General features: G+C 73.0%; 17 protein-coding genes and 1 pseudogene. 7 read left to right on the top strand and 11 right to left on the bottom strand.

Annotated elements, in window-relative coordinates:
• Positions 1-516: 516 nt before the first annotated feature.
• Together nhaA and ACYVJE_RS06770 are read left to right on the top strand one after the other, a co-directional pair.
• Positions 517-1743 (top strand): annotated as a pseudogene (nhaA, locus tag ACYVJE_RS06775) (Na+/H+ antiporter NhaA); the annotation flags it as partial.
• Positions 1744-2007: 264 nt separating this feature from the next.
• Positions 2008-2520: a phage holin family protein gene (locus ACYVJE_RS06770; RefSeq protein ID WP_459157993.1), complete on the top strand. Its 513-nt coding sequence runs from the start codon at positions 2008-2010 to the stop codon at positions 2518-2520.
• Positions 2521-2722: 202 nt separating this feature from the next.
• On the opposite strand, the gene ACYVJE_RS06765 is transcribed toward ACYVJE_RS06770, so the two are convergent.
• From ACYVJE_RS06765 to nth, 4 genes are all read right to left on the bottom strand, one after another.
• Positions 2723-3910, bottom strand: a complete 1188-nt coding sequence (locus ACYVJE_RS06765) for a MarP family serine protease (protein ID WP_461143747.1) — start codon at positions 3908-3910, stop codon at positions 2723-2725.
• 107 nt (positions 3911-4017) lie between these two features.
• Positions 4018-4734, bottom strand: a complete 717-nt coding sequence (locus ACYVJE_RS06760) for an NUDIX hydrolase (protein WP_459157991.1) — start codon at positions 4732-4734, stop codon at positions 4018-4020.
• Positions 4735-4895: 161 nt separating this feature from the next.
• Entirely contained in the window at positions 4896-5567 is a 672-nt protein-coding gene (locus tag ACYVJE_RS06755; protein ID WP_459157990.1) for a TlpA family protein disulfide reductase, read from the bottom strand.
• Positions 5564-6319: an endonuclease III gene (gene nth / locus ACYVJE_RS06750; RefSeq protein WP_459159878.1), complete on the bottom strand. Its 756-nt coding sequence runs from the start codon at positions 6317-6319 to the stop codon at positions 5564-5566. The genes ACYVJE_RS06755 and nth overlap by 4 nt, the downstream gene beginning before the upstream one ends.
• A gap of 222 nt (positions 6320-6541) precedes the next feature.
• Here nth and ACYVJE_RS06745 point away from each other — a divergent pair, with 222 nt between their 5' ends.
• The gene (locus ACYVJE_RS06745) at positions 6542-6796 is read left to right on the top strand and encodes a hypothetical protein (protein WP_459157989.1); all 255 of its coding nucleotides are present in this window, start codon (positions 6542-6544) and stop codon (positions 6794-6796) included.
• A gap of 93 nt (positions 6797-6889) precedes the next feature.
• Entirely contained in the window at positions 6890-7564 is a 675-nt protein-coding gene (locus ACYVJE_RS06740; RefSeq protein WP_184725400.1) for a Crp/Fnr family transcriptional regulator, read from the top strand.
• Positions 7565-8474: 910 nt separating this feature from the next.
• On the opposite strand, the gene ACYVJE_RS06735 is transcribed toward ACYVJE_RS06740, so the two are convergent.
• The 6 genes from ACYVJE_RS06735 to ACYVJE_RS06710 all read right to left on the bottom strand — a co-directional run bounded on the left by ACYVJE_RS06735 (position 8475) and on the right by ACYVJE_RS06710 (position 13395).
• A complete protein-coding gene (locus ACYVJE_RS06735) occupies positions 8475-9281 on the bottom strand; it encodes an MBL fold metallo-hydrolase (protein WP_459157988.1) in 807 nt (268 codons plus the stop codon).
• Between the two features lie 48 nt (positions 9282-9329).
• Positions 9330-10292, bottom strand: a complete 963-nt coding sequence (locus tag ACYVJE_RS06730; protein ID WP_459157987.1) for an NUDIX hydrolase — start codon at positions 10290-10292, stop codon at positions 9330-9332.
• Positions 10293-10366: 74 nt separating this feature from the next.
• On the bottom strand, positions 10367-11740 hold the full coding sequence (locus ACYVJE_RS06725; protein ID WP_461143746.1) for a hypothetical protein: 1374 nt from the start codon (positions 11738-11740) through the stop codon (positions 10367-10369).
• 44 nt (positions 11741-11784) lie between these two features.
• Positions 11785-12480: a hypothetical protein gene (locus ACYVJE_RS06720; protein ID WP_461143745.1), complete on the bottom strand. Its 696-nt coding sequence runs from the start codon at positions 12478-12480 to the stop codon at positions 11785-11787.
• Between the two features lie 294 nt (positions 12481-12774).
• Positions 12775-13233 (bottom strand): RidA family protein, encoded by a 459-nt coding sequence (locus ACYVJE_RS06715; RefSeq protein ID WP_459157984.1) that lies wholly within the window; start codon positions 13231-13233, stop codon positions 12775-12777.
• Between the two features lie 3 nt (positions 13234-13236).
• Positions 13237-13395 carry a DUF4177 domain-containing protein gene (locus tag ACYVJE_RS06710; RefSeq protein ID WP_152528303.1) on the bottom strand — a complete coding sequence of 53 codons (159 nt, stop codon included), beginning with the start codon at positions 13393-13395 and terminating at the stop codon, positions 13237-13239.
• A 117-nt stretch (positions 13396-13512) separates the two neighbouring features.
• Between ACYVJE_RS06710 and ACYVJE_RS06705 the strand changes: the two genes are divergently transcribed.
• Entirely contained in the window at positions 13513-14514 is a 1002-nt protein-coding gene (locus tag ACYVJE_RS06705) for an ArsA-related P-loop ATPase (protein WP_461143744.1), read from the top strand.
• Between the two features lie 16 nt (positions 14515-14530).
• The gene (locus tag ACYVJE_RS06700) at positions 14531-15667 is read left to right on the top strand and encodes an ArsA family ATPase (RefSeq protein ID WP_461143743.1); all 1137 of its coding nucleotides are present in this window, start codon (positions 14531-14533) and stop codon (positions 15665-15667) included.
• A 19-nt stretch (positions 15668-15686) separates the two neighbouring features.
• On the opposite strand, the gene ACYVJE_RS06695 is transcribed toward ACYVJE_RS06700, so the two are convergent.
• The gene (locus tag ACYVJE_RS06695) at positions 15687-16001 is read right to left on the bottom strand and encodes a WhiB family transcriptional regulator (protein ID WP_461143742.1); all 315 of its coding nucleotides are present in this window, start codon (positions 15999-16001) and stop codon (positions 15687-15689) included.
• A gap of 261 nt (positions 16002-16262) precedes the next feature.
• On the opposite strand from ACYVJE_RS06695, the gene ACYVJE_RS06690 reads away from it, so the two are divergent.
• Positions 16263-18581 carry a transglycosylase domain-containing protein gene (locus ACYVJE_RS06690; protein ID WP_461143741.1) on the top strand — a complete coding sequence of 773 codons (2319 nt, stop codon included), beginning with the start codon at positions 16263-16265 and terminating at the stop codon, positions 18579-18581.
• The last annotated feature ends 5 nt before the right edge of the window (positions 18582-18586 follow it).

Raw genomic sequence — 18586 nt, 5'->3', positions numbered from 1 at the left:
CGGCCAGCAGGTCCCCATCGCCGGGGTCCTGACCGCCGGGCCGGGGTCGCGGTCGCCAGGGCTGGACCCCACCGCGGGGCCGGGTCTCGCGGGGTCGGGTCTCACCGCGGCGCAAGCCCGCACCGCGAGCCCGCAACGGGCGGAAGCGGATTGCAGCAGGCAGCCCCGGGCACGCAGTGCTGGCGACGCTCCGTGGTCAACCGCACCCGGTCACGGCACCCCGGAGGCGCTCAGCCGGATCGGGAGCGGCGAGCCCCCGCTGCGAAGAGAACTCGATCCGAACGGAAATCCCTGCGCACGAGCTCCGCTTCGCGCCGCTCGCCGCGCGCGGCGCACCCCGCCGGCGGAGCGTTCGCACCCCGCCCGCGAGTCACGTGGAGTGACTCACGGAACGCCCGGCCTATGAGCGAAGCGACAGCTCGTGCACCGATTGAGTGTTAAGCTTCAACGAATGGTGTGCCGGGAAGTCTGGTCGGCGTTCGCAAGCACGAATTGAATCGCATCGGGGGAACTCGCGTGTCCAATGCCGCTCGGAACCAGGCCGGGACCGAGGAGACCGAACCCGAACCGGGTACCGCGATCGGGAACTTCTTCCGCAAGGACGTCGTCGGCGGTCTCATGCTCATCCTCGCCGCGGCCCTGGCGCTGGTGCTGGCGAACTCGCCCCTGCAGGAGGCCTTCACCTGGCTGCGGGAGTTCGAGGTCGGACCGCACGTCCTCCACCTGGACCTGAGCCTGGCGGAATGGGCCAAGGACGGCCTGCTGGCCATCTTCTTCCTCTACGTCGGGCTCGAGCTCAAACGCGAAATCGTCACCGGCGAACTGGCCCACTGGAAGAGCGCCACGCTCCCGATCATCGCCGCGGCCGGCGGGATGATCCTGCCGGCGATCATCGCCTACGGCATCGGGCACACCGAGCCGCACGCCGGCAGCGCCTGGGCCATCCCGATGGCCACCGACATCGCCTTCGCGGTCGGCGTGCTGTCGCTGTTCGGCTCGTGGATGCCGCTGGCCGGACGCGTGTTCCTGCTCAGCCTCGCCGTGGTCGACGACCTCGGCGCGATCGCGATGATCGTCGTGCTGTTCACCGACGGGCTGAACCTGGTCGCGCTGGCCGCGGCCGTGCTGCTCGCCGTCGCCTACTGGTACCTGCAGCACCGGCGCGTGACCACGTCGTGGCTGTACATCCCGCTGGGCGTGGCCCTGTGGGTCGCGGTGCACACGACAGGTGTGCACGCCACGATCGCCGGCGTCATCCTCGGCCTGCTCACGCGGGTCAAGCGGGACGCGCACGAGACGAGCTCCCCGGAGGAGCGCCTGGAGCACCGGCTCTCCCCCTGGTCAGCGAGCCTCGTGGTGCCGATCTTCGCGTTCTTCGCCGCGGGCGTCCCGGTCAACGGCGAGGCGCTGCGGGAGATCGCGCACGACCCGGTCGCCATCGGCGTCATCGTCGGGCTCGTGGTCGGCAAGCTGATCGGCGTGGCGGGCGTGTCCTGGTTGGCGATCAAGGTCGGCCTGGCCCACAAGCCGCGCGGGGTCACCTGGCCGGACATGCTGGGCCTGGCCATGCTCGCCGGCATCGGCTTCACCGTGAGCCTGCTGATCGCCGAGCTGTCGCTCACCGGCGCCGCGGCCGAGCGCGCCAAGGCCGCGGTGCTCATCGCCTCGGCCATCGCCACGGTGCTGGCGGGGGTGACGCTGTCGCTGCGCGGCAAGCTCGTGCGGGGTCAGCGCGCCGCCGCAGCTGCCGGCGCCGGGCCGGGTGCGGAGGAGGCGACCGGTGCGGAGGCCGCGGTGGCGCCGGCCGAGCCGGGTGCGGAACCGGATCCCGCTGCGGGGCCGGACTCGGCGCCGGGGTCGAGCGCGGTCGAGGCGGACGCCGAGCAGGACACGAGGCACGACACCGGGCGGGAGTGAACAGGCGGTCCGCGCCGGGCGCCTGCGCGGATCCCGACGCATCGGCGAGTCCGACGTTCGCCCGGAGATCGCGCGTGGCACGATGGGCCCGTGAACAGCGCCCGGGAGAGCAACGGTCAGCACACCAACGGCAAGGACGACGTCGCGGGGCAGTCCGCGGTCCCGTCCCTCCCGCTGTCCGAGGAGGGAACGGACTCCGGTCAATCGATCGGAGCGCTCGCCCGCGACGTGACGGCCCACCTGTCCACCCTGGTGCGCGCCGAGGTGGAACTGGCCAAGTCCGAGATCACCAGCGAGGTCAAGAAGGGCCTCAAGGGCAGCGTCTTCTTCATCCTCGCCCTGGCCGTGCTCGTGTTCAGCACGTTCTTCCTCTTCTTCGCGCTCGCGGAGGGGCTGGCCCAGCTCGGCCTGTGGCGGTGGGCGGCGTTCGGGATCGTGTTCCTGCTGATGCTCCTCGTGGCCGGCCTGTTCGCGCTGCTCGGCTTCCTGCGGGTGCGCAAGATCCGCGCGCCGAAGAGGACGATGGCCACGTTGCGCGACACCAAGCAGATCACCCGGCGGCACTCCGCGGAGACGGCGGAGGCCTCGCAGAGCTCCGCGTGAGATCCTCCGCTCGACGGCCCCGGCACACCCGATCAGGGGGCGCACCCGGCGAGGTGGGCCCGGGGCGCGCCGACGCGGTACCGCGCGGACTGGTGATCGCGTGCTCGGCCGCACGGGCCGCCCGGCCAGCGGCGCAGCCGCTCCCCGGTCACGCGCGCAGACCGGCCCGCTGCACCAGCCGGCCCGCTGACCCCTCGGTCGGCTACTCCGCGGCGCACTTCCCGGTCGGCACCGGCTGCGACAGGGAGGGCGCGGTCTGCACCTCGTCGGCGACCTCCTGAGCGGTGAGCGCGAACCCGGTCTCCGGGTCGTCGACGGCGGCGCCGAAGACCACCCCGACCACGTCGCCCTCGGGATCGATGAGCGGACCGCCGGAGTTCCCGCTGCGCACGTCACCGCGCACGGTGTAGACGTCCCGCTCGACACCGCTCTCGCCGTAGATGTCCGGGCCGTTGAGGGCCACGCGCTCGCGCACGCGCCCCGGGGAGGCGTGGTACGGCCCGTCCAGCGGGTAGCCCAGCGCGATCACGTCGTCGCCGGAACGGGCGGGCTGCTGCTCGAACGACATGGCCTCGGCGTCCAGGTCGGGCACGGACAGCACGGCCAGATCCGTCCGCGGGTCGAACATCACCACCTCGGCCTGGAACTCGCCGCTGCCCATCTCGATGGCGACCTGGTCGGTGCCCGCCACCACGTGCGCGTTCGTCATCACGCGGTGCTCGGAGACGACGAACCCGGTGCCCTCCAGGGACCGCCCGCAGGAGTAGGCCCGACCGCGCACCTTGACCACGCTCTGCTGCGCCTCGCGCACCACGGGGCTGCGCGCGAGCTGCCCGTTCGGCGGCTGCGTGCTGGTGACCGGGGTTTCCGAGAACGGTTCCAGGGCCTGCGGGAACTGGTCGAAGCCGATGATGCGGCGCAGTTCGGCCGGGATCTGCTTGGCCTGCGGCGGCATCACCTCGTCGACCGCGCTGAGCACGTTCGACCGGTTCAACGCCGCGGCGAGGCCGGGGGTGGCGGTGGCCGAGGTGAACGGCAGGGCGACGAGCCAGGCCACCACGAACACTGCCACGCCCTGCAGGACCGCCCCCAGCACGTTGTCCACCCCGGTCAGGCCGGTCGCGGTGATCCGCTCCCGCAGTTCGCGCCCGGCCCACATGCCGCAGGTCTCGCCGAGGGCCACCAGCAGCACGACGATGCCGACGCCGAAGGCGATCCGCGCCAGCGGGTCGTCCAACCGTTCCAGCAACAGCGGCGCGAGCTTGAGACCCACGATCGCGCCGACGAACACCCCGACCAGGGAGAACAGGGCGGTGACCAGCCCGTTGCGCGCCCCGGACGCGGCGCCGAGCAGCGCGAGCAGCACCACCAGCAGGTCGACCCAGTTCACGGCTCACCCCGATCCGCGCGGCATGCGAACTCGTCCTCCGGCTCGGCACCGGACCGGGCCGGCCCGCCGAACACCAGCCTATTGTCCCGACCCGCCCGGGCGATGCTTCAGCCCTCCGCGTGGTCGACGGCCCCTGCGCGTTCGGCCTGGTGCCACGCCTCCGTGAGCTCCCACACGTCTCCGCTGTCCCACGGCCGCGTCCAGCCCGCGAGGTCCAGCACCCCCGCCAGCACGCCCGCGGTGAACCCCCAGACCAGCATGCCCGGCACGAGGAACGCCGGTCCGGCCGGAGCGCCGGCACGTCCCACGCGCACCCGGTACGCCGGATCGGTGAGCCGGGCGATGGACACCCGCGCCACCGCCGCGGTCTCCCCCGGGTCGACCGGCCGCACCTCGGACGGTTCCTCCCAGTGCGCCACGACCGGACTCACGCGGAAACCGCTGTGCGGCACGTGCAGTTCCGGCAGCAGTGCCAGGGGGCGCACGCCCGCGGGACGCAGCCCCACCTCCTCCGCCGCCTCGCGCAGCGCCGCGTCGACCGGGCCGCGGTCGGTGGGGTCGATCCCGCCTCCGGGGAAGGCGACCTGCCCGGGGTGCGAGTTCAACCCGTCGGCGCGGCGCAGCAGCACGATGTCCGGCCCGCGCGTACCCGCGCCGAACAGCAGCAGCACCGCGGCGGGGCGCGCGTGCGCGGGCGGACGGCTCCGGGGCCAGCCGAAGGCGGTGGCCTCGATCTCCGCGCTGTCGACCACCAGCGGGTGCAGCCAGTGCGGCACGTCCTCCAGCGGGCACAGCGGACCGGGCCGCCAATCCACGTCGTTCACTCCGACCCCCTTCGCGGGTTCGACAGCGGGCGGCGCCGCGCCTGCGGGTCACCCACCTGGAGTGTGCCTACTCCGCCGCACCCGGGCTGTCCAGCACCGGCCTCGACGCCTTCCCGCAGTGCGGGAATCCGCGGGGCCGGGCCGGCGAACCGCGGAACGGATCAGGAGCTCCGCCTGGCCTCGTCCACGGCCGCGCGCACCTCATCGACCGAGCGGAACACGGTCACGTCGAGGCGGTGCACCGCGCCGTCCTCTGTGACCAGGTAGCTCACGGGCAGCACGTTCGGGGCGGACAGCGCGGAGCGGAGCTCGCCGCGCGGGTCGTGCACGTTGGGGAAGTGCACGCCGAGCTCGCGCAGCATCCCGAGGCCGGCGGACTCCCCGCTGCGCACCTGCACGCCGAGCACGTCGACCTCGTCCTGCGCGCGGGCGTACTCGGCGAGCACCGGCAGCTCCTCGCGGCACGGCGCGCACCAGGTGGCCCACACGTTGATCACCGCGGGCCCGTCCCCGACCGCTTCGCCGAGACCCACCGGGCTGCCGTCGGCCATGCAGGTGCCGCGGGCCCCGGACAGCTGCCCAGGACCGGACCGCTGCCCGGCAGCGGGGCCCTGCTCGCGGCAGGACCGCAGGTCGGCGGCCGCGCGCTGCGCCGGGTCCACCTCGGTGCTGGCGGGCGGCCGATCCCGCTGCGGGGCGTCCGCGTCCGGCGCGGGCTCCTGCCCCCCGCGGGGCCACAGGGCGATCACGCCCGCCGCGGCCAGCACGAGCACCACGGCGGTCCAGCGGATCTCCGTGCCGTACTCCCGCCACCCGCTCGTCCGCCGGCTCACGCCGTCGGCTCCTTCGCGGCGGCCTGCTCGACAGCGGCTTCCGGGACCTCCTCGCGCACCCCGGCCAGGGACAGCAGGTGCGGCGCCTCGGGCCCGCGCACGAGCTTCGCCGCGGTCACCGGGTCGGTCGGGCCCGCGCCGTAGGAGGGGCAATCCGCGGCGAGCAGGCAGGCACCGCACGCGGGCTTGCGGGAGTGGCACACGCGCCGCCCGTGGAAGATCACGCGGTGCGAGAGCATGGTCCAGTCCTTGCGGGGGATCAGCTCGCCGACGACCTGCTCGACCTTGTCCGGGTCCTCCTCGGCGGTCCAGCCCCAGCGCCGGACGAGGCGGCCGAAGTGCGTGTCGACGGTGAGGCCCGGGACGTCGAAGGCGTTGCCGAGGATCACGTTGGCGGTCTTGCGCCCGACCCCGGGCAGCTTGACGAGCTCGTCGAGCGAGCCGGGCACCTCGCCGTCGTGCCTGTGGACGAGCTCGGCGCCGAGGCGCTGCAGCGAGCTCGCCTTGTTCCGGTAGAAGCCGGTGGAGCGGATCATCTCCTCCAGCTCGGTGCGGTCCGCACCGGCGTAGTCCGCGGCCGTCGGGTACTGTGCGAACAGCGCGGGTGTGACCGCGTTCACGCGTTTGTCCGTGCACTGCGCGGACAGGATGGTGGCCACGGTGAGTTGCAGCGGTGTCTCGAAGTTCAGCTCGCAGTGCGCGTCCGGGTACGCCTCGGTGAGCGCGCGCAGGATGCGCCGCGCCCTGCGCACGAGCCCGAGGTGGGTCTCCGCGCGCCGCTTGCGCGAACGCCCGGCGCCGCTGCGGCGCGCGGGCGCGCCGGCACTGCCCGCCGCGTCGGCTCCGCTTCCAGCTTGGTCGGCCACCCCTCCAGAGTACGGGCCCGGTCACCACGGCAGGTGACCACCGGTACGCACCGCACACCGACCCCCGGTTGCAACGACCACGAAGGGATGAGCGAGGATTTCACCGTTATGACTGCCTGGTTCGTGATCCTCGTGCCGCTCGTGATCATGTTCTTCACGCTGTTCATGGAACGCGTGGAGGCCCGTCTGCGGCATGTGGCCGTGCAGGAGAACGAGGTGGAAGAACTGCTGGAGAACGCCCGTCCGGACGAGGTGCGGGCGCTGTTCCGGCAGGGCATTGGACGCGCGTTGGAGCTGTTCAGACTTCGCAGAGTGGGACGCGCCGGCAGGCTGCGTACACGCCGTTCCCCGGACCAGTCGTAGAATTACTGGTAGTAACGGCGGCGTACCGCCAGACGCGCAAACGCGGGTCCGGCATGAACAGACCAGCCGCCGCGTCTCAGCAGGAGGGACGAGGTGGACGAGACCCTGGCCCGGGCCGGCATCTTCCAAGGGGTGGAGCCGGCTGCGGCGGAGGCACTAGCACAGTCGCTGGAACCGGTCGAGTTCCCGCGGGGACACGTGATCTTCGCCGAGGGCGAGCCGGGAGACCGGCTCTACATCATTCAGTCCGGCAAGGTGAAACTCGGGCGCAAGTCGCCGGACGGCAGGGAGAACCTGCTGGCGATCATGGGCCCATCGGACATGTTCGGTGAACTGTCGATCTTCGATCCGGGTCCGCGGACCTCGACGGCGACGACGGTCACCGAGGTGCGCGCGCTCAGCATGGACCGCGCCGCGCTGCGGCAGTGGATCGCCACGCGACCGGAGATCGCGGAGCAGCTGCTGCGGGTGGTCGCGCGCCGCCTGCGCCGCACCAACGGCATGCTCGCCGACCTGATCTTCACCGACGTTCCTGGCCGTGTCGCCAAGGCGCTGCTGCAGCTGGCGCAGCGGTTCGGCAGCCAGGAGGCGGGCCTGCTCCGGGTCACGCACGACCTGACGCAGGAGGAGATCGCCCAGTACGTCGGCGCTTCCCGGGAGACCGTCAACAAGGCGCTGGCGGACTTCGCGCACCGGGGTTGGCTCCGGCTGGAGGGCAAGAGCGTGCTCATTCTCGATCCGGAGCGGCTGGCGCGCCGCGCCCGCTGAGCGGATCGGGGTACCCCGAGAGGCAGGACGACGCGCGTCGGCCGACGGCTCCAGGGAGTCCCTGGGGCCCTCAGTCGACGCGCGCGTCGTGCCATTTAGTTCGCACACTTACTTTTGCTCGCGGCAAACTCCGCTTGCCGCCGCGCGCTTCTCCCCCGTGCACTTCTCCCCTGCGCAGTCCCCGCGAGCCGGGCACCTGCGCCGCGCTGTCCTCCGATCGCGTGGGGATGCTCTGTACTGCACTCGTGTGGGGACAGCTTCCAATTTTCATGAAAATTGCGCTCTCTGGAAAAGGTCCAGATTGACGGGCGAAGGGACGAAGCAGCGCAGGGGAGCCGGGCAGTGCGGGAAGTCGGGCCGCGCGGAGGGGGCGGGCAGAGTGAAGGGGCTGAGACGCCACCCCCGACGCGGCATCGCAGCCCCTTCACCTTCGCGTGGTTCGTCCCCCGACGACCAACCACGCTCCCCCGATCCTCCGATGCGTGGCCCCGAATCCATTGCACCGGAGGGCTGTTGTCGCGGTAGCCGGTCGGCGACCGGCCCCGGAAGTCCTTCAGTCCGGAAGTCCTTCACTTTCCGACGATGCGGCACGTTCGCTCGTGCCTTCAAGACCTCTCACCTGACAGGACGCGGCACTGGGCGTTCTGGTTGCATCTTTCACCCGAATTAGTGAACCCCATTCGGGCCGTCCGCAGACTGCCCCGGCGCCGGTCCAATCCAGTATGCGTCACGGACCCGGCTTGAGCGCCAGTCCCGGAATCACCAACAACGGGGTGATTCAGCGCACGCTCCCGCCCAGCGCACCACCGGTCATCCGCGGACGCCGGAGAACGCGGGCGGCACCCCGGCCGCAGCGGACCCGCGTTGCCCAGCGCGCACCCCGGAGCTGCCCAGCGCACAGCCCCGCTCCTCACCACCGGTCCGCGGCCAGCTCCCCCCGCTCGGCCAGGTAGGTCAGCTGCGCCCGCACCGTCTGCTCCGCAGCAGGCCACACCGCCGGATCCACGTCGGCGTAGACGACCTCCACGACCTGCCGCGCGGTCGGCGTCGCGGCGTGCTCCGCCACCGCGGCGCGCACCTGGTCGAGGCGCTGCTCGCGGTGGCGCAGGTAGCCCGCCGCGGCTTCGGCCACGTCCGGCAGCTCCGGCCCGTGACCCGGCAGAGCCCAGGTGCCCTCCGCGAACCCCGCCAGCTCGCGCAGCGAGGACAGGTACGAACCGAGGTGCCCGTCCGGGGACGCGACGACCGTGGTGCCCCGGCCGAGCACGCTGTCCCCGGTGAGCACGGCCGGTTCCTCGCCCGCGATGTGCAGGCACAGCGAATCAGCGGTGTGCCCGGGAGTGGCGAGCACCCGCAGCGGCACGCCGGCCGCCTCGAGCACCTCCCCGTCGCGCAGCGGCGCAGCGGAGCGGCACAGGTCCGCGTCGAGCGCGCGCACCGGCGCGCCCGTGCGGGCGGCCAGTTCCGCGACGCCCTCGGTGTGGTCCGGGTGGTGGTGGGTGAGCAGGATGAGTGCGACGGGCCCGTGCGCGCGGACCCGTTCCAGGTGCTCGGGATCGCCGGGACCGGGATCGACGACCGCGCACTCCCGCACCCCCGGGGCGCGCACGATCCACGTGTTCGTGCCCTCCAGCGTCATGCCCGACGGGTTGTTCGCCAGCAGCACCGAGGCGCACGCCGTGACCGCGCGCAGCTCGCCGTAGGCCGGGTGGGACATGCCGTTCCTCCTCCTCGTCGCGTGTCACCGGTCCTCAGGTGTCACCGGTCATCGCGCGTCCGCCGGACCGGCGCCCTCGTCCGCGCCGCCCTCCGCACCCGCCGTCCCGGACGGCCCCGCCCATCCCGACGGCTCCGCCAGCCCCGACGAGCCCTCCCCGGACAGGTCCACTCCCGAGAAGCCCTCCTCCGCCGCGCCGCGCAGCACCACGTGCCACCGCCCGTCGCGGAACTCCATGCGCGGCACGACCTTGGTGAGGCGTTCGCGCATGCGATTGGAGCGGCTGGCCAGCGCCTCGGGTGCGCTCGCGTACTCGGCCACCTCCGCCAAGGTCGCCCAGGTCGGCGGCATCAGAGCGCTGCGCCCCCGCTCTGCGTCGTCGAGCGCCGCAGCCGGGGCGCGCCAGTAGGCGTCCGCGGCCTCCGAGGTGACCGCGTCGGCGCGCTGCCCCTCGGGGATGGCGGCGAGGAAGAACCGCGTGTCGTAGCGCCGCGGCTCCCGCTCCGGTGTCACCCAGTTCGCCCAGGGACGCAGCAGGTCGGCGCGCAGGACCAGCTCCTCGTCCGCCAGGAACTCGGCCAGCGAGAGCTCGCGGGAGACCAGGGACGAGCGGGCTTCGGCGAAGCCCGCGGTGTCACCGACCACGGTGTCCGCGTCGGCCCCGGCGAGCAGCACGCCGGATTCTTCGAAGGTCTCGCGCACCGCCGCGCACACGAGCGCGCGGGCGGTCGCGGTCGTGCAGGAGAACCGCCGCGCCCACCACTCGGGCGGCGGGCCGGCCCAGGGAACGGTCGCCTCGGCGTCGCGCGCATCGACGCCGCCGCCGGGGAAGACGGTCATGCCGGCGGCGAAGGCCATGGCCGTCACCCGCCGCTGCAGGAACACCTCCAGCCCGGACGCCCCGTCGCGCAGCAGGACCACGGTGGCCGCGTCCTTCGGCGTCGCGGGCACGTCCGGGGGCGGGTCCGGCACGAACCCCTCGGGCAGCGACATGTCAGGGGGCAGGCGCATACGCGCCACCCTATGCACCGCGGAGCCGCGCGGAAACCGAACGGTCGGCGCCAACCCGCACGAGCGGGCGGTGCTCAGCGCGGGTTGATCGGCGGGAAGCCGCCCGTGCCGCCGGCCGATCCCTGCGACCACCCCTCGGCGCGGCCGGGCTGGGCACCGCCGGCCGCGACGGGGGCCCCGCCCTCCTCACCGGTGCGGTCCTGCTCCCGCTGCGCGAGCTCCTCGTGCAGCTTGCGCAGGAGGTTGCGCTCCCGGTCGGTCAGCTTGGCGTCGACGGCCGCCGGCACGCCCACGGAGGCATCGTCGTCGGGGTCCGCGGATTCCTGCTGCGCAGCGGGGTCCGCGGAGACCTCAGCCGGGGCCTCCGCGGAGGCATCCGGGGAGGTATCCACCGGGGTCTCCGCGGGGAGGTCCGCGGGGACCTCCGCCGGCGCAGCCGCAGCGGCGGGGGTCTCGGCAGGAGCCGGCTCCTGCACCGCAGCGATGTCCACCGCAGCTGCGTCCGCACCGGCAGCGGGGTGCTCGGCGAGCGCCGCGGGCGCGGGTGCCACCTCGGCCCGCGGGGACTCCGGTTCGGCTTCGGCGGCGGGAAACTCCTCCGGCGAGATCCGCGGGAAGACGGGTTCCGGCACGGACCCCCCGGCGGCCGCGCTCACGTCCGGGTCTGGCGCGGCGTGCTGGGGTTCGGAAGCGACCTCAACGCGGTGTGGAGCACCCTCCGCATCCGACTCGCGGGAGGTCGAACGCGGCATCCGCTCCCGCGGCGTCGCTTCGGGCACCGCGGCGGGCATCGTGACCGCCTCGGTGCCGACGGCCGGAACCCCGGTCTCCACCGGGGTCTCCAGGTGCACCCGGTGCGCGGCGGCGAGCGCTCCGCGGTGGTACTCGGGCAGCTCGGCGCCGCTGGCGAACACGTCCACCGAGCAGTCGAGGCCGGCCTGCCGCAGCGCTTCGAGCAGCTGGTAGCCGAGAGCGGCCGGCGAGCCGTCGGCGCCGACCTCGGCGAGCAGCACGCGGCGGGGCAGCGCTCCGGAGTTGTCCCCGGCCGGGGTGGTGCGCCAGGTCGTCCACAGCCCGCGCAGCCCGGTGAGCCGGTGCGCCACGGGGGCGAGGGCGCCGGTGAGGGCGTGCTCGGGCTCGGAGTTCGCGTCGAACCGGTGCGCGGCGGGCTCCTCGGGCTGGTCCACCACGGACAGCCGTTCGGCGAGTTCGGCGTCCAGGTGCAGGTCGGACAGCGTGCGCCGCAGCTGGTGCTGCTCGGTGGCGCTGACGCGGATGCGCCCCGCCAGCAGGCATCCGGTGAGGAAGTGCGCGGCGGTGTCGGCCTGCGCCGCTCCGAGCAGTTCCCGAGTGCTGTTGACGGCGTCGTCGTCGACCCTCCCGGTCATCGCCAGCAGGAGCGTGTGCAACCGCTCCCCGGGACCGGCTGTTTCGGCCACATCCAGCACGCGTGCCCTCCTTCGACGTGTTCCGCGGACAGTGGCGGCCGAGCTCAGCCGCGCGCGTCCGCGATGGATCCAGCGGTCTGCTCTCCGTGCTCGTGCGCTGCGCGGGCCGCTTCAGGGCCCGTGCAGACGAGTTCCGCGGCCGCCAGCGCGGCCCGGTGGTGGGCCCCGACCGCGGCCTCGGTGGGCAGCACTTCCACGCGGGGCGCGGAGTCCCCGAGCGCGCGCAGCACGCGCTGCACCTCACCGGCGAGCTCGATGTGGTCCGCGGTGGCGGTGATCAGCACGACGCGCTTCGGCTCCGGCCCGTGCCGCCAGCTGGTGCGCACCTCGCGCACCCCGGCGCGGCCGCGCAGCGTCGCGGCGAGGACGAGGACGTCGGAGTGGCCCGCGCCCGCGGTGCCCGCCGGGGGCTGCGCGCTGAAGTGCACGTCCGGTTCCGCGGCGACCGACCGCGGCAGGATCGCGTTGACCAGCGCCGGGTCGGCCCCCAGCGGGATCAGGGCTTCGGCGAGGAGGCGCTGCTCGTCGTCGGGCAGGCTGATGCGCTCGCGCACGAGCGCCGCCGGCAGCACGCGGGCCAGCACGTCGGCCGCCCCGCCGGCGAGCCAGTCGCGGTAGCGCCACAGGTACCGGTCCGGCAACCGGTCGGCCAGCCGCAACAGCAGCTCGTGACACCGCACTTCCGTTTCGCGCACCGCCACGTCGCCCCTCCCCAGGCTCGACTCCCTCGGCGCGGGCATCCGCTCCACCACTCCTCCAGGCGAAGCCTGGCCGTATCAGCCCGTGCTCATCAACCCCGAACGATGAACACTGCGGATACAGTCGGCCGAACGATTGCTCGCTGTATCACCCGTTCGAACCACACCAGGAAGCACCTCCGAACAGGTGGTGACCGCAGCCTACTGGTTGGTCATCGCGCACACCGGTGCGGGCGCGAAATTTCCCGGCACATGCGAAAGCGGGCCCGCCCGAATCGGACGGACCCGCTGCAACACGACACCCCGCTCGCAGCGGAGGGGGCGAGGAACAGGTGCTCAGCCGACCTCGGCGATCAGCTCCACCTCGACGGGCGCGCCCAGCGGCAGCTCGGCCACGCCCACGGCGGAGCGGGCGTGCCGGCCCGCGTCGCCGAAGACCTCACCGAGCAGTTCGGAAGCGCCGTTGAGCACCGCCGGTTGGCCGCCGAAGCCCTCGGCCGAGGCGACGAAGCCGACCACCTTCACCACCCCGGTCACCGCGTCCAGGCCCACGACCGAGTCGACCGCGGCCAGCGCGTTGAGCGCGCAGGTGCGGGCGCACTCGGCGGCGCGCTCCGGGTCCACCTCGCCACCGACCTTGCCGGTGGCCGCGAGCTTGCCCTCCACCAGCGGCAGCTGGCCCGCCGTGTACACGTGGGACCCGGTGCGCACCGCGGGCTGGTACGCAGCGACGGGCGCGGCCACCTCCGGCAGCCGCAGCCCCAGCTCAGCGAGGCGATCAGTCCACCGTCCCATGGCTCAGCCTTCCTTCGGCCGCTTCATGTAGGCCACCATCTGCTCGCCGGTCGGGCCGGGCAGCACGGCCACGAGCTCCCAGCCGTCCTCGCCCCACTGGTCCAGAATCTGCTTGGTCGCGTGGCTCAACAGCGGAACCGTCGCGTACTCCCACTTCTGCATACGCGACACCCTAGTAGTGCCGCCCCGGCGCGGAAGGGCAGGCGCGGGCTCCCGCCCCGGGTGCGCCTCCCCACCGGCCGGGGAGTCCACCGCCCCCAGGTCTCCTAAGCTGGCCGCGTGACTGAATGGGACCGGGAGCTCAACCGGGCTCGACTGCACGTCGTCAGCGGCAAGGGCGGCACGGGCAAGACCACCGTGGCCGCCGCGCTGGCACTGGCCCTGGCCACCGGAGGCCGACGCGTGCTGCTGATCGAGGTCGAGGGGCGCCAGGGCATCGCCCACCTCTTCGACACCGCACCGCTGCCGTACTCCGAGGAGCGGATCGCCGCCGCACCGGGCGGCGGGGAGGTGCGCGCGCTCGCCATCGACGCCGAGGCGGCGCTGCTCGAATACCTGTCGATGTTCTACAGCCTCGGCTTCGCCGGCCGCACGCTGCGCAGGATGGGCGCGATCGACTTCGCCACCACCCTGGCGCCCGGGATCCGGGACGTGCTGTTCACCGGCAAGATCAAGGAGTGCGTCGGGCGCACCGACGACCGCGGGCGCCACCTGTACGACGCGGTCGTGGTGGACGCTCCACCGACCGGGCGCGTGGTGAAGTTCCTCGACGTCACCCGCGCCATGGCCGACCTCGCGAAGGTCGGCCCGGTGCGCGAGCACAGCGACGGCGTGGTGCGCCTGGTGCACTCGCAGGACACCGTCGTGCACCTGGTGACGGTGCTCGAGGAGCTGCCGGTGCGGGAGACGCTGGAGACCGTCTCCGAGCTCAACGCCGCCGAGATCCGCCCCGGCGGGGTGGTGCTCAACCGGGTGCGGCCGGACCGGCTGCCGAACCGCTCGGTCGACCCCGCCGCGGACGGGCGGCTGGACACCGAGCGCGTGCGCGCGGGGCTGCGGACCGCCGGGCTGGACGTGGACGAGGACACGCTGGCCGGGCTCGTGCAGGAAACGACCGAGCACGCCGTGCGCGCCCGCGTCGAGCGGCGCGCCCGCGAGCAGCTCGACGCGTCGGAGCTGCCCACCGTCACCCTGCCGCACGTCACCGAGGGCATCGACGTGACCGCCGTGTACGAACTGGCGCAGGACCTGGCCGACCGCGGCGTGCGGAGCGCCCGGTGACCCCGAGGGAGGAGCGTTGACCGACGCACCGCTGCGCCCGCCCCGGCTCGACGTCGACGGACTCGTCGACGACCCCGAAACGCGGATCGTCGTCTGCTGCGGATCCGGCGGCGTCGGCAAGACGACCTCCGCGGCCTCCGTGGCGCTGCGCGCCGCCGAACGCGGCCGGCGCGCCGTCGTGCTCACCATCGACCCCGCGCACCGGCTGGCGCAGGCGCTCGGCATCCGGGAGCTCGAGAACCACCCGAAGAAGGTGGCGCTTCCGCAGCAGCGCGGTGAGCTCTCGGCGATGATGCTCGACATGCGCCGCACGTTCGACGACATGGTGCTGGCGCACGCCGGGCACCAGCGCGCCGAGCAGATCCTGAACAACCCCTTCTACCAGACGATCTCCACGTCGTTCTCGGGCACGCAGGAGTACATGGCCATGGAGAAGCTGGGCCAGCTGGCGGCGTCCGAGCAGTGGGACCTCATCGTCGTGGACACGCCGCCGAGCCGCTCCGCCCTGGACTTCCTCGACGCCCCGCAGCGCCTGTCGGCCGCGCTGGACGGGCGGGTGATCCGCATGCTGTCCAGTCCCGCGCGCGCGAGCGGCAAAGGGCTGCGCAAGCTCGTCGGCACGAGCTTCGGCATGTTCACCAAGGCGATCTCCACCATCGTCGGCAGCCAGATGCTCACCGACGCCTCGGCCTTCGTGCAGGCCTTCGACTCCACCTTCGGCGGGTTCCGGGAACGCGCCGAGCACACCTACCGGCTGCTGCGCTCGCCCGGCACGGCGTTCGTCGTGGTCGCCGCACCCGAGGCCGACGCGCTGCGCGAGGCCTCCTACTTCGTGGAGCGGCTCTCCGGCGAGCGGATGCCGCTGGTGGGCATGATCGCCAACCGCACGCACCCCGTGCACGCGGACCTGTCGGACACGCGCGCCCGCGCCGCCGCCGAGGAGCTCGAACGCACCGGTTCGGCACCGCTGGCCACCGCGGTGCTGCGGGTGCACGCCGACCGGGTGGCGCTCGCGGAGCGGGAGAAGCGCCTGCTCGGGCGGTTCACCCGCGCGCACCCCGAGGTGCCGCTGATCGGCGTGCCCGCCCTGCCCGCGGACGTGCACGACCTGCCGGGCCTGCGGGAGATCGGGCGGCGGCTCGCCGGCGAATGACCGGCGAACGCGGCCGCCGTCAGCCCGCCTGGTAGTGCCGCGAGGCGTACTCGCCCGGTTCGACGTGCTCCTGCCGCGCGGCCTCCAGCAGTTCGCGCCAGTTCCGGACATCGGGGCGCCGCCGCAGCAGCGCGCGGCGTTCCCGCTCGGTCATTCCGCCCCAGACCCCGAACTCGATGCGGTTGTCGAGCGCTTCGCTCAAGCACTCGGTGCGGACGGGGCAGCCGAAGCACACCCGGCGCGCCTTGCGCTGCTCGGCCCCCCGAACGAACAGCTGATCGGGATTCTCGTCCCGACAAGCGGCGCGAACGCGCCAATCCCCCTGCTCGGACATCAAGCTTCCCCCCAGCTCCTCACTGGCATCGTCGGCGACGTACTCGTCCGGAGGCCCCCCGGCACCGGATGCCGCGCCCCGGACGACCGCGGGTCGACGGGGACGCGACTGTGCTGTCGCTGGACGTGGACGCACTGTAGAGGGTGTTGGTTCCAGCAACCAACCTGCATTTATCAATCGGTTGCCTTGAGGCTCATCACATCGAGCGGCAGCGCCGAACGACGCGCTGTGAGGCGTCGCACGCGAACTTACTCTGGTCCGGTGCGCGCTCGACACGGGTTGTTCAAGCTCTTCGGCCTCTGCGTACTGGCCGGCGTCCTCGTCGCCGGCATGCTGTTCCCCGTGGTGGGGTCGCTCGGCGTGGTCTCGAACCGCGCCAGCGACGCGGTGAACAGCCTCACCCGCGACATCCTCACCCAGCAGGCCCCGCTGGTGACGACCATCACCGACCGCAACGGCGAGCCGATCGCCCACTTCTACGACCAGGACCGCACCCCCGTCGCGCCGCAGCAGATCTCGGACGCGATGAAAGCGGCGATCATCTCCATCGAGGACCGCCGCTTCTTCGAGCACGAGGGCGTCGACTGGGCCGGCACCGCCCGGGCCGCCGTCACCAACCAGGCGTCCGGCGAGGTCACCCAGGGCGGTTCCACGGTGACGCAGCAGTTCGTCAAGAACTACCTCATGCACGTCGTCGCCGGCGAGGACCCGGTCAAGCAGGCCGAGGCCGTCGAGCAGACGCCGGCGCGCAAGCTCCGCGAGATCCGCATCGCCCTGCAGCTCGAGCAGCGCATGGGCAAGGAGGAGATCCTCGCGCGCTACCTCAACGTCGTCCCGTTCGGGAACCGGTCCTACGGCGTGAGCTCGGCGGCCCGGACCTACTTCGGCACCACCCCCGGCGAGCTGACCATCGCGCAGTCGGCGCTGCTGGCGGGCATGGTCAACATGCCCAGCGCGCTCGACCCGGTGACGAACCCGGAGGACGCCGAGCACCGGCGCAACACGGTCATCGACGCGATGGAGCAGCAGGGCCGCATCAGCCGCGAGGCCGCCGAGCGGGCGCGGCAGGCGCCGCTGGGGGTGGTCAGCCCGCTGCAGCAGATCCCGAACGGCTGCGTCGGCGCGGGTCCGGAGCACGGGTTCTTCTGCCAGTACGTGCTCGACTACCTGCAGCGCCGCGGTTTCACCGAGGAGCAGCTGAAGAAGGGCGGGTACACCATCCGCACCACGCTGGACAAGGAGGTCAGCTCCGAGGCGAAGCGGGCGGCCGAGGAGCAGGTGCCCAAGGACACCAAGGGCATCGCCAACGTGATGAGCGTGGTCGAGCCGGGCGAGGACAAGCACCCCGTGCGCGCGCTGGTGGCCAACCGCGACTACGGCTTCGACTCCGAGGAGGGCCAGACCGCCTACTCGCTGCCCAGCAGCGTGGCCATGTTCGGCGCGGGCTCGGTGTACAAGGTGTTCACCGCAGCCGCGGCGCTGGAAGAGGGCATGGGGATCGGCACGCAGATCCCCGCGCCCGGGTCGTACACCTCGCAGACGTACAAGAACGGCACGGCGCCCTACACCGTCAGCAACGCCGAAGGCGTCTCCCCCGGCCCGCGCAGCATCCAGGAGGCGCTGAAGACCTCGCCGAACACCGCGTTCGTCGCGCTGCAGGAGCGCGTGGGGCTGGACGAGACGGTGAACATGGCCAGCCGCCTGGGCATGCGGCAGACGCTGAACCAGCACAGCGCCACCGGGAAGAAGATCTCGCCGAACGGCTCGGACGGCATTCCCCAGGCCAAGGAGGTCAAGCAGAAGCAGATCGGCGCGTTCACCCTCGGCTACGCGCCGACGAACCCGCTGGAGATCAGCAACGTGGGCGCGACGATCTTCAGCGGCGGCACCTGGTGCCCGCCGACACCGGTGAGCAAGGTCGTGGACCGCAACGGCGATCCGGTCCAGTTCACGGAGAAACCCTGCGAGCAGGCGGTCCCGAGCGGACTGGCCGACGCGCTGGCCGTGGGGATGAGCAAGGACGACCAGGCCGGCGGCACGGCGCACCAGGCCGCGCAGAGCGCGGGCTGGACCCGCCCGCTCGCGGCCAAGACGGGGACCACCGAGGCGCACCAGTCGGCCGGGTTCCTCGGGGCGACGCCGCACCTGTCCGGAGCGGTGCTCACCTTCAGCGACGGCGACTCGCCGCAGGGGATCTGCGACACGACGCCGCCGACGCTGTGCGGTGTCAACGGCGGCAACATCTACGGCGGCAAGGTGCCCGCGCGCACCTGGTTCGGGGCGATGAAGCCGCTGCACGAGGGCCTGCCCCAGCAGCCGCTGCCGGACGTGAACGGCCGGTACTCCAGCGGCGGCGAGGAGGAGCACGTGCCGTACCTCGTGGGCACGCCCGGTGACCAGGCGGAGAAGGCGCTCACCGAGGCCGGCTACCGCGTGGAGCGCAAGGCGACGCACAGCGAGCGCGAGCAGGGAACGGTGGTTTCGCAGTCCCGCTACGGCGCCGTGCCGCCCGGGGAGACCATCGAACTCCGGGTCAGCACCGGCTACATCCCCTCGCCCGGCGGGGCCGGCAGGAAGTGAGCGGC

The sequence above is a fragment of the Salinifilum aidingensis genome (assembly GCF_054782015.1).
This window is presented reverse-complemented; position numbering and strand designations above follow the sequence as displayed.